Raw genomic sequence first — 13,318 nt, 5'->3', positions numbered from 1 at the left:
AAAAAGACACTCTTTCGAGTGTCTTTCAAGATGACAAAATGTGCCAATTGCTTGAGTTTGATAAGGCGCTAATATCCGTTTTAACGCCTTTTCTTTGATCAAGAAGTGTAGCAACAGCGATTCGAATAAATTGTACCATTTGTTCCATGGGCGTGCGTATGCAATTGTGCATATTTCAATTATGAGGTAGGTGATGAACTGTGAATGATTTGAAGTGATTTACTTACGATTTCTTCTGCGGCATATATGCCGATTGCATCTGTTTTTACAATATGGGGTTGTAAATGATTATATGTTGCCCCTAATTCACCATGAAGTGGTGCAAAGGCATAGTTCGCCTTTTCAAGCATGCATAAATCAAGTAAAGAATCCCCAGCTGTAATAATAGTATCCATTTGTAGTATTTCTTGTATATATTGCACGGCGTCCCATTTGTTAATTGGTTTTGGTACAAAGTATAGTTTCCTACCTTGAAGTGAATGATTCCAGCCCTGTTTGTCTAACCAGGAAGTGAAGGATGATAATTCATCATAAGGAATGTTCTCTCGTTTAATGATGCAATAGTGGAATAAATCATCAGCCGTTTTTTGTGATATAACCCAATCTTTATGAGCGATTTGTTCAAATTCCTTTAGTATATCGTTCCTCTCTATACATTCTACTGAAATTCTTTTTTTTATTTCTTTGTTCCAAGTAACATCTTGCTTACCGTTATGAAGGATATTACCGCCGTTACTTGTAATGGCATATTCAGGAATGATTTCATTTTGGAATAAAGTAATACGTTGAAATTGTTCAATCGTTCTTGTTGTAACTGGGATAAAATATGAATGCAGTTGCAATTTTATTAGTAGTGTAATGGTTTTATATGTTATGAAAGAAATTTCTTTTCCATCTAAAGTTTCAATGAGCTGAATTGAATTATCTTCTATATGAGCACGAAATGATTTACGGGAATAAATAAGTGTCTGATCAAGATCACTGGCGAAAATCATATCGTATTCCCCCTAAGAGGCTTAATGAGTCCGCAACATGAATAAGTCATATTCTCATATATTTCAACAGGGACATTCTTTTCTTTAGCAAGAAGTAAAATATGCTTTAAATCAGGAGTGTCTTGCTTTCGTATTAAAATTTTCCACGGTATTCTCCGGAGTAATACGCGAGTTGTTTCACCGACTCCTGGTTTAATTAGATTAATATCATCAATTTCAAAGTGAGTTTGGATAGATTGTATATCTTTTAATCCTTGCCAAGATGGATCGGTGTATGTTGAAGCAATATAATGTAATTGATTATCTATATGAGAATGAACAGAAGGGAATAAATCTGTTATCTCATCGATAAAGAAATTTGATAAATCTTCTTGTTCTAGCTCTTTATAATATTTAACACCATGAAAATCATTTGGGCCAATATAGGTGTCATTTAGTACAGTGCGGCTAATTAGTCCAGAGACGGTCGCATTTAAGCAAGCACTAGGGATAAGAAAATCTTCGCGTGTACCGTAAATTGAAGTACAGTAACCGGGATCAGCAAGTACAGCCATACAATGAGAAAGGTGTGTATTATTTCTCTCGTTAAATGTATGTACTGCCTGTTCCAATTCCTTTTTTATTGCACCCTTTCCAGTCCAGCCATCAATGAATTGAATTGTTTCTGTAGGATGATGTTCTAAAATATAGTGAAGTGCATTTTCATCGATGCCGCGTCCACGAATAATAGAAATACAATAGTGAGGTACATCAAGGTTATATTGATAGCGTATGTAGCGTTTTATAAGAATACCAATAGGTGTACCAGCACGCGCTAATGAGACGAGGACGAGATTCGTTCCTTTAGTCTGTATAATTTGTTCAGCGACAACTCCGACAGCGATGGCTAGTTTGTGTTTGTAATGTTGCAGGGAAGAAAAGAATAAATCCATATATGCTTTAGATGGTTTATATTCCGTTGGTAACATTTCAGAATAATGTATGCCAGCTTGAATGGCTTGTTCTCTCGTTTCTGTGGAACTTTCTTTCATTAAATCACTAATATCTTTTAATAGAAAAATAGCATCATTTGGATCGTAACTACTAATATGGGAATTTACCTTTACCATAATTATCAACCTTCCTTTTCTATGCTATTTGAAAATGAGACGATATGAATACAAGGAATAACTGTTTGTAACTGCTGTAGAAGAGGTGATAAGGCTTCTTCTCCTACATCACGTTCCATAAACACAAATACTTCATCGTATTCATGGGGTGAAATATTATAAAAGTAATTTGTAATAGTAGAATCTTCGGGATTTGGATAAGAGAAATGATTATGAATGGCGTAGTTCACATCATTTGAAACAGGGTGGATAGGGCTTCGTGTTGTAGATTGATATAAAATATTTTCATCCATTTCAGCAGCAATTTTCATTGGAATATACATAAACTCACCCGTTCCGAGGCAGAGTGTTCGTTTTCCAATTCTTTTTCTTTGTAACATTTTTCCTGCTTCTTGAGCAAAAGAATGAATGTGCTTTTGTTCATATGATGAAATGCCAAAGCGTCCAGTATATTTTATATAATTTGATGTATAGGATAATGCTGGACAAATAATCGTATGTTTTTTGAAATAAGGTTTTGTTTCTTCAATATGAGTATCTGTTTTTGTAATATTCAATGGCTGGCCAGTTGTGTGAATGCGGCCTTCTAATAAAGAAATAACATGAATTTTTATTTGAAGTTCTTCTTCTAGTTGTTTAAATTGTCTTCTATTAGTATTAGAACGCCAGTCTAATAAAGAAGCGATGGTATACTCTTCTCGTGGAAATTGCTGTTGAATAGACCTGATAATATTTAGTGCGGTTTTCCCAGTTGTCATCTCATCATCTACGAGAATGATTGGATTGTTGTTTTGAAAAAAGCTTTTATCCACATAACAACGGTGTGATGTTGCATGGGAATGTTCTTCCTCAAATGTAATGACAGATTCGAGATTGGGTATCGATTCCCTAGTTGTATGTACATACTTTGCATTTTGAAAGCATTGAAACATAGAATGGCCAAGTGCTGTTGCTGTTTCAGCGAATCCGATAAATAAAACTTCTTCTGGCAAGGGATATTGATAATGAAATATTTCTTCTGGAATTTCATCAACTTCTAATGAAATAAGATTTAAAATTTCTTTTTGAAATGGATGAAAAGTATTATGTAGTATTTCCATATATCTTGCAGCGAGAGCAAATCCACTTGCTAGAGAGACTGCAGGTTTAATAGGAAGATGCTTTCCAAGAATTGTACTTACAAATAAAAAACTCCGCTTCTTATTGATTCTCGCAGCCATTTGAAAAAGATTGTCTAATTCTAAGTTATATGGATTATCACGTACTTCTACATGAACCTTTATATTATTCAAAACGTTATACGTGTTGTTTTGCGTTTGTAATAAGGAGATCGGTGAATTGTTTGTTTTCATGTAGCACCCCGTAAATATTAGATTTTAAAATGGTTTTGCGAGCCCAGTTATAATGGGGCTTTACTTCATTCATTTTGTTAGCAAAACTGCTTTTTAGCACTCCGTTATACGTATTTGCATGTTGTAAAATTGACCTTGCGTCTAAATAATCTTCCATTGTAACAATGTGCATTGCTTGTACAACTTTAATATGAGATGGGTGAATGACTGTCTTTCCAATTAATCCATTTGCATGGTCAAGCGATACCTCTTGAATGAGCCCTTCTTCGTAATCATTAGAAAAATATTCCCATACACATCCTGAAATAACATATCCATTTGTTGCTCTGGAGAAAATATTAATAATGTCGGAAATACAATCACGAACAACAGTAATATGATAGATAGGGGTGTGTTTATTACGCCGAATACCAAATATGCTTGAAAAATCAGTAGCACCAATGCGTACATTTAAGATGTAATCACGATAGGAATCTAGTAGATCTTTTATTTGTAACAATGATTTTACACGTGTTTCTCTATACATAATTTCTGGGGATTCTAAAATCGGCATTCCGTAAAGGGATAATGAATATAGCTTGTTTATATAAGCAAGCTGATCGATATAAGACTTTCCATTAACGGGTGTGAATTTTGGAAAGACAAAACCACATAAGCAATGAACCGCACTACCTAATTCAGTAACAATTGTCCTCATTTGACTTGGCTGTCGAACTCTAATAAAAAGAAGGGGGATGTCTGCTTGATTTAGTATGTTAGCACTGACCAAGTTGGCGATTTGCTGTATTTGAAAGACGATATTTTGCTCTGCAAACTTTACTTCCTTATCGCTGATAGAGTCTTCTAGACAAAAAATAATCGAGGTAGCTTCCACATGTTTTTTTCTAATTATATCTTCCGCGATCGTTTCTTTCGTGCCAGGAGTATATAGTGTAGCACCTAATGCGTACGCTAATTGCTCTTTCTCTATATTTTTTGAAAAACTAAGAGGTTCTTTATAGAAAAAATTTTGACGTTCTTCTAAGGAGAGATAAGAAAAATAATTCAAATTGTCACCACCTTATTTCAAATGATTCTGTTTAATCGTAACATAATAAGAAAAATCTTCCATAAAAATAAAGCGAGAAATTAAAAAAACATATTGAGAAAGATGAATTATAAGATGAGTATCGAATATTGTTAGTAGAAATATAATAGGGGGAAGAGAAAGTGGAAATACATGAGCTGACGGTAGAAGAAGCAAATGAGATAAATACGTGGACGTACGAAGAACCCTATAATTTATATAGCTTTTCAGGCGAGAAAGAAGTAATAGAAGAATTGCTAGATGGGACGTATTATGGCTGTTGTGACGATAATGGAGAGTTTATCGGCTATTTTTGTTTTGGGGAAAATGCACAAGTGCCAGGTGGAAGAGATGCTCATTTATATAGTGGAGAAGATGTAATGGATATCGGACTTGGCATGAAGCCGGAGTTAACAGGGAAAGGGCTGGGGAAAATATTTTTTCAAGCTGGGATAGCCTTTGCAGCGAAAGAATATAAGCCGAAAACGTTTCGACTTAGCGTAGCGACATTTAATACAAGAGCGATTACGCTATATAAAAAAATAGGTTTTCAACAAGGACCTATTTTTTTGAGCCGTGGAAGAGAATTTATGCTCATGGAATACGAAAGCCCGTCAGTATGACACTGACGGGCTTTCATATTTCACTCCGAATGCTCAGCTCTATGTGCTAAACGGCTTGAAGCAGCGGCAGCGATTCCACCAACGATATCATCAAGGAATGTATGCACCTTTCCAGTTGATTTATCATTTAAGTATTCTAAAATACCAGGTTTTAATTTATCGATATATCCAAAGTTTGTGAAACCGATAGAACCGTACACGTTAACGATAGAAAGTGCGATCACTTCATCAATTCCGTATAAGCCTTCATCACGTTTTACGATATCTTGTAACGGCTCACTTAACATTCCTTTTTCAGCAAGGACATCGAGTTCGATACCAGTAATTAGTGCATTCTGTACTTCACGTTTTGATAATACACGCTCAACGTTATAACGGCATTCTGACATCTCTAAATTTGGATGATATTTTTTTTGAAGAAAATGAACAAGCTCAGCAATATCATCAATTGTTACACCGCGTTCTTGTAATAGTTGCAATGCTCTTTCTTGTAGTTGATTTGATTCTTTCATGTTTATCACCTTTTTTTCTTTTTAGTATTTGTATACGTTTCGTTGCTTTATCATGTGCATAGGAATGAAAGGCGAGCACAAGCTCATATATATAAAGAAAAACCATAGGTGGCGACTGCGATGATTCATCATATTTATGAGCATTATCATATGCATGTTAAAGAATTAATCCCCCTTGGCCCCTATAAAAGCTTTTGGATTCGCAACAAAATTTATGTACTTGTTCCAATTGGAGAAATGGAGGAAGAAGTACTTGTAGAGATGAAAAAGCTCAGTGATTATATGAACCAGCAAGGGGATATAACTGTAGCGACTTTCGTTCCGACTATACACGGCTACTATGTAAGTGAGATAGAAGAACAAAATTACTGTTTATTAAAAGGTATGCGCGCGTTAGAACGACATGCTATGTCATTAGGAAGTGAGCTTTCTATATTCCATAAACGAGGTGCATTCTTTCCAGAAGAAATTGAGCAATTAAGCCGCATTGGTGAATGGAAAGCGTTATGGGAAAAAAGGCTCGATCAGTTAGAAAAGTTTTGGCAGTCACAAGTGATGAACCACCCTACAGACGTATTCGATCAATTATTTATTGAATCCTTCCCGTATTACTTAGGAGTTGCGGAAAATGCCATTCAATACGTTGTTGATACAGAGATGGATGATACGCCGCAACTAACGGATGCAGCAACCATTTGCCAAGAACGATTCACACCTTTATTATGGCATCAAACGAAGCGTCTCAAACTCCCTTTTGACTGGGTGTATGATCATCCAACTCGAGATATAGCAGAATGGATTCGCTATATGATGATTGAAAAAAAGAAAGACTGGGAGCAAACAATCGTTCAATTTGTTACAGATTATGAACGGAACTATTCGCTATCCTCATTTGGGTGGCGCCTATTATTTGCAAGGCTCCTGTTCCCGCTTCACTATTTTGAAACAGTTGAACGATATTACCAAACTGGAAACGAAGAACAAAAAAGCATATATAGAGATCGCTTAGAAGCCATTTTACACGATGTGAACCGCTCTGAGCAATTTATGAAACATTTTTATGGCTCACTTCGTTTACCAGTTGATAAGCTCGGGATTAGAAAATTAGATTGGCTGTCTTAAAAATATAAAAAAGAGACCGATTGAGGTCTCTTTTTTATATACCACAATTGTATGTAATACATTATGCCCCTACCTGTTGATCTGCACATATATTTAAAATGAATTGATGTCTTTCGATTTTTTCATTTACTTTACTCAATAATTCTTGCTGGATTTCTTTAAATAAAAATTGATAGCTCGCATTCCATGTCGGTATAACGGATGAAAGCTCCAATAAATACTCTTTTTTCTTTTCTAGTTCTTGAATTGTTAAAAACGTGTTCCCCATTTTTGGCATGTGTCGTCCCCCTATGTTTTTTACTTTATATGTGTGAACGATTCACTATATAGTATCAATTATCGCATTTTTTGAGAAGGATTTCCAATTTTGTTTTATGATGTTAACGGATAAATGTGATTTGTATAAAAAAAGGAGACCAAATTTGGTCTCCTTTTAGCAAGTGGCTTTGAACGAGCCGCTTCCGCTTTTAATTAAAATACTTGTTCTACTTCGATAACGCCTGGTACTTCTTCAAGTAATGCGCGTTCGATACCAGCTTTTAGTGTGATTGTAGAACTTGGGCAGCTTCCGCATGCACCCATAAGGCGTAATTTTACGATACCTTCTTCAATGTCTACTAATTCAACGTCTCCGCCATCGCGAAGTAAGAATGGACGTAATTTATCTAATACTTCTAGTACTTGTTCTTGCATATGTGGGTTTTCCATTTTTATCGACTCCTTTCATCAGTTTTATTATAATCAAGATAGAGGGGAAAATCTATTTTTTCTGTTCTTGTTTTATTGCCGAAATTTTTTATCATGTTTACAACGTGTTTTTTCAGTATAGGGGTATGGAATGAGTTTGTAAAATGATGTGCTTATGTAATAAGGTATCTGAATATACTGTTAGAACAAGAAGTGGGGGAGAAGAAATGGTTAATGTGCAAGTGTATGGGACGAAAGTAATTTGTGCGAGCTGCGTTGGAATGCCATCTTCAACAGAAACGTTTGAGTGGTTACAAGCGGCGATTGGTCGTAAATATGAAGGACAAGAAAATAAATTTAATTTCGAGTATATTGATTTTCAAGAAGAACAAGAAGATGAAGATAAAAAAGCATTCGCAGAGCGCGTAGTGGAGGAAGATTTATTTTATCCGGTCGTTCTTGTAAATGGAGAAATTGTTGGAGAAGGAAATCCTCGTTTGAAGGATGTTTACGAAGAAATCGAGAAATATTTATAAAGCAGGAAGCCTTTGCGAATTTGCAAAGGCTTTTTTTATTGGAGGGATAGATGTGAAGCATGCGTTACCGAAAGAAGTAGAGCAGTTGATGGAGCAGTACATAGGAGGACTGAAAGAAATTTTTTTAGATGAAAAAATAGTCGGGGTATATATTTACGGATCCATCGCGCTCGGTGCATTTCATGCAGAAACGAGTGATGTTGATTTTGTCACGGTAATAAGTGATCCCGTGAATGAAGCTGAAAAACAGCAACTTGTAGAGCTTCATAAGAAACTTAGTGGTAGTACGTTAGGGAAAAGAATGGATGGTATGTATATTCCGCTTGCTGATTTAGGAAAATACAATGATGAAATGAATGAGTACGTGTATTGTGCAGATGGTAAGGCGAATATAGGACATTGGGATATTAATGCAGTCACATGGTGGACATTGAAAAATCAAGGTATTACAGTGATCGGGAAAGAAGCAGAAGACCTTTCGTTCCAAATAAGGTGGGATGATGTAGTAAATACGATGAAATACAACGTAGAACAGTACTGGAGCGGGAAGGCGAAGCAGCCATATTTATTCTTTATAGAAGAATGGGTAGAATCAGCGGTCGTTACGATGGGGCGTATTTTATATACACTAGATCATAAAACAATCGTTTCAAAAGATAGAGGACTACAATACTTGTTAGAACATTCATCGGAAGAATGGGGACCTTTATTAAAAGAAGTAGAGAGAATACGGCAGAATCCAAAAGAAAAGCGAATGCTCTCAAGATGGAGAAGAGCGGATATGACGAAGAGGTATTTGCTGCACTTAATTGAGGCGTGTAGAGAGAAATGGTAGGAAGGAAAATGGACAATACATTGTGGTGTATTGTCTTTTTTTACATTTAATTTGGTATATAATGGTTAAAAGGTTTAATTATACTGGAGGGGATATGTTGAACACGGAATTAGTTACATATAAAGAAAAAAATGTACAAATGAGCATGCTCGAAGTAATCAGTATGATAGTCATTATTTTTGGGGTAATGTATGGAATTGGTTATTTAAACATTATATATGATTCTTCCTTATATCCATGGTATGTAGATCATCTTATTCCGCCTTTAACATTTCTTACTATTATTTTAATATATGCACCAGCAAGAAATTACTGTGTGCAGTTAGTAAAATCAATACAGTTCAACCATTTTAAACATTATGTAACAATAGTAATGACGATGATCGTACTGCTTATATATCTTGCGGTATTAAATTTAATTCTACCAACGGGAGTTAGTGTGGATGAACCTAATATAGTAATCGAGCCTACCAAAAGTGAAATCCTTATATACGTAGTGGTGCTCACAGTTTTTGCACCGGTTTGGGAAGAACTTCTATTTCGGGGGATGTTTTTCACGAAATTATCTCAGCGCTTTTCTATGCTCAGTAGCATTGTTATAAGTGCTTTTATATTTACTTTAGGACATCCACTTACTTTAGGTAGTGTATTATATATTTTGGGTGGCGGTATATGTTTAGCTTACACCTATAAGAAAACAAACAATTTACTCGTCCCATGGGGGATTCATGTATTAAATAATTCCTTTTATTTATTAGTAAATTTTCAACTGTAAAAGACGTCCTTTTGAAAAGGGCGTCTTTTTACAGTAGGTGGAAAAGGCTTTACAAGTATTGTGTAGAGGAAAGATAATAGAAAAAATATGTGCATGGAGGAAGATGATGAGTAAATATAAATTACATATAGATAAAGAAGAGCTATGGAAAGGGTGCATATTAAAGTCGATTGCAGACGCAATTTTTGTAGCGCATGCGCCTGATTTTGCACATGAAAGTTCATGGGATGGATGTAACTATAGTATGCAAGATAGCCAAGGGGAACAAGGGACAATTACGTTTCATCCGGATTATACGATCGTATGTCTTCAAGATGTGAATAGTGAAAGAATTGATGAGTGGATTGATGCGGCAAATTATTTTGAAGAGGCACCTTCGGAAGTGTTAGAAATTGCGAAAGAGGAAGCTCTTCAATACGTATTGGAAGAAGAGTATGCAAAATTATCTGTGGCATTGCCATATACGGAATGTGAATTTTTCAAACCATACGTATATATGAACGATGCAATAGAAGGGAAAAATATAATGGTGATTGTGAGAAGAAGACCACTCCTTAATTCGAAAACGGATACGGTAAAGATACAAAAGTATGAAGAGGAATTTAAAAAGTTACAAGAGGAATATAAAGCACTAGTAGAAGGTACAATGTAATTTCACATTGCACCTTCTACTAGTTTTTTCATATACATATCAACTTCACGAAAGAATACCTGCTCTTTTTCCTCGGTATTCAGATGTACAGCACATTGCAAATATTGCTGTAAGTAGTGATTAGCTTGCTCGTACTGTTTTAAATTGTAGAAAGAGAAACAAGTAAGAAGCAGAAACGCTTTTTCCTGTAATATTGGAACGACGGCTAGTACCGAAGTAACGGAATGTATATTTGTTTTTACTAAATTCTCATAAGATGCCCACACTTGAAACCAGTCGAAAATAGTAGAAAGATAATTTGGAATGTCGATAGTTTCATGTGAAACATTATGCAATAACTGGTTCTGTTTCATATGTATAGGCTCTATTCTCGTTCGCAGAATGCAATCGAATATTGAGATGTTTTCTTTAATTAGTAATTGGTCCGTGATAAGCTGCGGGAGACCGATAGGATGAACTCCTATATGTATATAGAAGTCATCTCCAAATTGACTTTTTTGTATGTTAATGAGTTTATAAAATCCGTTTTCAGTTTTGCAAAATGTATGTCTTTTTTTCTTAAATCCAAGCGGTTTTAAAGCAGCATGTAAATTTGCCATGGAACTTTGTACCGCTTTAGAATAAGGCTTACTCTTCATCATATTCATATGTAGTTAAGTTTTGTAAGAAACTTTCAAAGTTAGGTGCTAATTCAATTATTTGCTCAACTTCATTATCAATAAATATAACTGGAGGATTTTCAGCTACATTTCGATAGTCTAATGCAATCCACGTATGCCCGTCCCCCGATAAAAGTACGAGATTCTCAGGCATTTCCCATTCTTGAATTAAATAATGACTCTCTAAAATACTAGATTCATTTTCATCAAAAGAAATGCCATATAAGCCAGACACATTAACGTGATCGTCTGCCCAAGAATTTGGCTCTGAAGTAGGGTGAGCATCAAGGCGCAGTGTTCCTCCATTTTGTTCTTTTAGAAGGTTTATGTACGATTCAGGAAGCTTTACGTTCAGTACTTCTTCTGCTTTTTTGATTAGTTCGTCGTTAATAGGTGCTAGTTTTAAATAATCATCTTCTGTCCAAATTGTAGTCTTCATATTGGATCACCTCAAATAATAGTTTTAAGAATCTTATGTCATATATTATAGTTAGTTTGAATAACGAGCAATAGAAAGAGGGATAAAATATGGATGTATTCGAATACTTTGATGATGTGAATCCTAAAGAAGATTGGTTGGAGTTTCTTATATATCTGCAAAAGGATTTTAAAATGGGAGCCTGAATGCATAGCGGGACGTATAGAAGATAGTATTGATAACGTGAAAGGTAATTTGAAATAATAAAAAGTTAGTAAGGTGTTTCAAAAAAAATGAGACATCTTTTTTGTATATATAAAATCCTTAACCTAGTGTATTAAACATATCATTCATAAGTATTCTAATATATTTAAAAGTAAAATGGAATAAGAAACGGATAATTGTCGGAATATATTCGATTTCTGTTCATTTTTATGAAATATATGTACTTTTTGTTAGATTCCTTCTTTTTATTTCTATAAAATACACGTATGTAGATATGAGAAAAGGATGATGTACGTGAAGGACACTGTTTTACAAGAAACGATTTCTCCACAAGAATTACATAAAGTTGTTCAAAAGAATACAGCTTATTATGACTTTAAGTGGGGCAAAGTAGAAAATCCAGCGCAAGGGAATACGTGGAATTGGGTAGCCTTTTTCTTCCCACCTTTTTGGTTAGCTTATCGTAAAATGTATAAGTTGTTTATTATACTTACGTTATTAGCGGTACCTACTTTCATTGTAGCTACTTTTATTGATATACCAATGTGGATAGATTTTATCATATACGCTGGAACGATGCTGTTTATTGGATGGCAAGGAAATCGATTGTATTATAAGCATGTTATCCGTATTTTACATAAAGTAGAAGATGTACCTGAGTATAAGAAAGAGTATTATTTACAATCAAAAGGCGGCGCTCATATCGGGCTTATGATTGGTTTGCAAGCGATAGTATTTGTATTGTTTGCAGGTGCTAGCTTTGGTTTATCGTATGTACCAACTGAACCTAATATTAAAAATGTTGTTCGCCTAAGTCTTGAAGGAGAGGCTTTAGAGTCTATTACAGATAAGTCAAATTGGAAGTATGTAAAGAAAGAAAAGGATTATGACGTAGTAGAATTTACTGGTTATGATTATGAAGAAAAGAAAAATGTAAAAATTAAATTCGCTGTATACTTAAATGATGATTATTTTGAATGGCAAGAAGTGTATGTAAATAATAAAAAGTTAAGTGAAGAAGAAGTAGAAGAATATCAAATGTACGTTGAAGAAAATATGTGGTTTTTCTAGAGGGAAACTCGTCCATTTTGAAAAGAAGAATCTTGTGAGGGTTCTTCTTTTTTATTGTAAAACACCATACGAATTGAAATTTTGTAAAATACAATAAAAAATGAGAATTCCAGGTAGGCTTGTCAATAACGTGAGACTATGGCACTATAAAGAAATGCTGTACAAATTTTATTTATCGAGATGTAAACATCAATTTTGATTTTTACGTATAAATAATGAACGGAGGAAATGAATTTATGGCTACTTTACCAAATTGTCCAAAATGTAATTCAGAATATACGTATGAGGATGGCGTTCTTTTCGTATGTCCTGAGTGTGCTCATGAGTGGGGCCAAGAAGCAGAAGCTGAAAATAATGATGGTGCAAAAGTTGTAAAAGATGCGAACGGAAACGTTCTTCAAGACGGCGATGCTGTTACTGTCATTAAAGATTTAAAAGTAAAAGGAACTTCTTCAGTTGTGAAGATCGGTACGAAAGTAAAGAGTATCCGTCTAGTTGATGGTGATCACGATATTGATTGCAAAATCGACGGTTTCGGAGCTATGAAGTTAAAATCACAATTCGTGAAGAAGGCGTAAGTAACAAGAGGAGGCGACTAGCCTCCTCTTGTTTATTGTCATTTTTTGTCGGTAAGTCGATATTCCTTGTCGAATCGTCGATATAATTTCACTCACCGAGAAA

17 protein-coding genes are annotated in these 13,318 nt (G+C 34.8%); 8 read left to right on the top strand and 9 right to left on the bottom strand.

Annotation, left to right across the window (positions count from 1 at the left end):
- Window positions 1-179: 179 nt before the first annotated feature.
- The 4 genes from MKY00_RS25020 to MKY00_RS25005 are packed head-to-tail and all read right to left on the bottom strand — an operon-like array spanning window position 180 to window position 4,504.
- Window positions 180-995 (bottom strand): HAD family hydrolase, encoded by an 816-nt coding sequence (locus MKY00_RS25020; protein WP_000575371.1) that lies wholly within the window; start codon window positions 993-995, stop codon window positions 180-182.
- Window positions 992-2,104 (bottom strand): cysteine protease StiP family protein, encoded by a 1,113-nt coding sequence (locus MKY00_RS25015; RefSeq protein ID WP_014893436.1) that lies wholly within the window; start codon window positions 2,102-2,104, stop codon window positions 992-994. Before MKY00_RS25015 ends, MKY00_RS25020 begins: the two co-directional genes overlap by 4 nt.
- A gap of 5 nt (window positions 2,105-2,109) precedes the next feature.
- Window positions 2,110-3,456 carry a phosphoribosyltransferase family protein gene (locus tag MKY00_RS25010; RefSeq protein WP_016718819.1) on the bottom strand — a complete coding sequence of 449 codons (1,347 nt, stop codon included), beginning with the start codon at window positions 3,454-3,456 and terminating at the stop codon, window positions 2,110-2,112.
- Complete coding sequence (locus tag MKY00_RS25005) at window positions 3,401-4,504, bottom strand: HpcH/HpaI aldolase/citrate lyase family protein (RefSeq protein WP_001106073.1); 1,104 nt, start codon at window positions 4,502-4,504, stop codon at window positions 3,401-3,403. The genes MKY00_RS25010 and MKY00_RS25005 overlap by 56 nt, the downstream gene beginning before the upstream one ends.
- A gap of 161 nt (window positions 4,505-4,665) precedes the next feature.
- Here MKY00_RS25005 and MKY00_RS25000 point away from each other — a divergent pair, with 161 nt between their 5' ends.
- A complete protein-coding gene (locus MKY00_RS25000; RefSeq protein WP_016718818.1) occupies window positions 4,666-5,145 on the top strand; it encodes a GNAT family N-acetyltransferase in 480 nt (159 codons plus the stop codon).
- A gap of 20 nt (window positions 5,146-5,165) precedes the next feature.
- Here MKY00_RS25000 and MKY00_RS24995 read toward each other — a convergent pair whose 3' ends face one another.
- Window positions 5,166-5,657: a phosphatidylglycerophosphatase A family protein gene (locus MKY00_RS24995; protein ID WP_000665103.1), complete on the bottom strand. Its 492-nt coding sequence runs from the start codon at window positions 5,655-5,657 to the stop codon at window positions 5,166-5,168.
- A gap of 120 nt (window positions 5,658-5,777) precedes the next feature.
- On the opposite strand from MKY00_RS24995, the gene yutH reads away from it, so the two are divergent.
- The gene (gene yutH / locus MKY00_RS24990; RefSeq protein WP_016718817.1) at window positions 5,778-6,779 is read left to right on the top strand and encodes a spore coat putative kinase YutH; all 1,002 of its coding nucleotides are present in this window, start codon (window positions 5,778-5,780) and stop codon (window positions 6,777-6,779) included.
- Between the two features lie 61 nt (window positions 6,780-6,840).
- On the opposite strand, the gene MKY00_RS24985 is transcribed toward yutH, so the two are convergent.
- Together MKY00_RS24985 and MKY00_RS24980 are read right to left on the bottom strand one after the other, a co-directional pair.
- Window positions 6,841-7,056 (bottom strand): hypothetical protein, encoded by a 216-nt coding sequence (locus MKY00_RS24985; RefSeq protein WP_016718816.1) that lies wholly within the window; start codon window positions 7,054-7,056, stop codon window positions 6,841-6,843.
- Between the two features lie 194 nt (window positions 7,057-7,250).
- The gene (locus MKY00_RS24980) at window positions 7,251-7,487 is read right to left on the bottom strand and encodes a NifU family protein (RefSeq protein ID WP_000431159.1); all 237 of its coding nucleotides are present in this window, start codon (window positions 7,485-7,487) and stop codon (window positions 7,251-7,253) included.
- 206 nt (window positions 7,488-7,693) lie between these two features.
- Here MKY00_RS24980 and MKY00_RS24975 point away from each other — a divergent pair, with 206 nt between their 5' ends.
- The 4 genes from MKY00_RS24975 to MKY00_RS24960 all read left to right on the top strand — a co-directional run bounded on the left by MKY00_RS24975 (window position 7,694) and on the right by MKY00_RS24960 (window position 10,264).
- Window positions 7,694-8,002, top strand: coding sequence for a YuzD family protein (locus tag MKY00_RS24975; RefSeq protein ID WP_000248590.1), 309 nt, complete (start codon window positions 7,694-7,696; stop codon window positions 8,000-8,002).
- Window positions 7,971-8,837, top strand: coding sequence for a nucleotidyltransferase domain-containing protein (locus MKY00_RS24970; RefSeq protein WP_074585793.1), 867 nt, complete (start codon window positions 7,971-7,973; stop codon window positions 8,835-8,837). Before MKY00_RS24975 ends, MKY00_RS24970 begins: the two co-directional genes overlap by 32 nt.
- Before the next feature lie 97 nt (window positions 8,838-8,934).
- Entirely contained in the window at window positions 8,935-9,612 is a 678-nt protein-coding gene (locus MKY00_RS24965; protein ID WP_029141221.1) for a CPBP family intramembrane glutamic endopeptidase, read from the top strand.
- Between the two features lie 106 nt (window positions 9,613-9,718).
- Window positions 9,719-10,264: a hypothetical protein gene (locus tag MKY00_RS24960; protein WP_016718813.1), complete on the top strand. Its 546-nt coding sequence runs from the start codon at window positions 9,719-9,721 to the stop codon at window positions 10,262-10,264.
- Between the two features lie 2 nt (window positions 10,265-10,266).
- On the opposite strand, the gene MKY00_RS24955 is transcribed toward MKY00_RS24960, so the two are convergent.
- Both MKY00_RS24955 and MKY00_RS24950 read right to left on the bottom strand, forming a co-directional pair.
- Entirely contained in the window at window positions 10,267-10,905 is a 639-nt protein-coding gene (locus MKY00_RS24955; protein ID WP_029141220.1) for a DUF4304 domain-containing protein, read from the bottom strand.
- On the bottom strand, window positions 10,892-11,362 hold the full coding sequence (locus tag MKY00_RS24950; protein ID WP_000858819.1) for an SMI1/KNR4 family protein: 471 nt from the start codon (window positions 11,360-11,362) through the stop codon (window positions 10,892-10,894). The genes MKY00_RS24955 and MKY00_RS24950 overlap by 14 nt, the downstream gene beginning before the upstream one ends.
- A gap of 492 nt (window positions 11,363-11,854) precedes the next feature.
- On the opposite strand from MKY00_RS24950, the gene MKY00_RS24945 reads away from it, so the two are divergent.
- Both MKY00_RS24945 and phnA read left to right on the top strand, forming a co-directional pair.
- Window positions 11,855-12,637, top strand: a complete 783-nt coding sequence (locus tag MKY00_RS24945) for a DUF2628 domain-containing protein (protein WP_073530180.1) — start codon at window positions 11,855-11,857, stop codon at window positions 12,635-12,637.
- Between the two features lie 236 nt (window positions 12,638-12,873).
- A complete protein-coding gene (gene phnA, locus MKY00_RS24940; protein ID WP_000212737.1) occupies window positions 12,874-13,215 on the top strand; it encodes an alkylphosphonate utilization operon protein PhnA in 342 nt (113 codons plus the stop codon).
- The last annotated feature ends 103 nt before the right edge of the window (window positions 13,216-13,318 follow it).

This window comes from Bacillus sp. FSL R9-9834 (assembly GCF_038006905.1).
Lineage (GTDB): Bacteria > Bacillota > Bacilli > Bacillales > Bacillaceae_G > Bacillus_A > Bacillus_A pacificus.
This window is presented reverse-complemented; position numbering and strand designations above follow the sequence as displayed.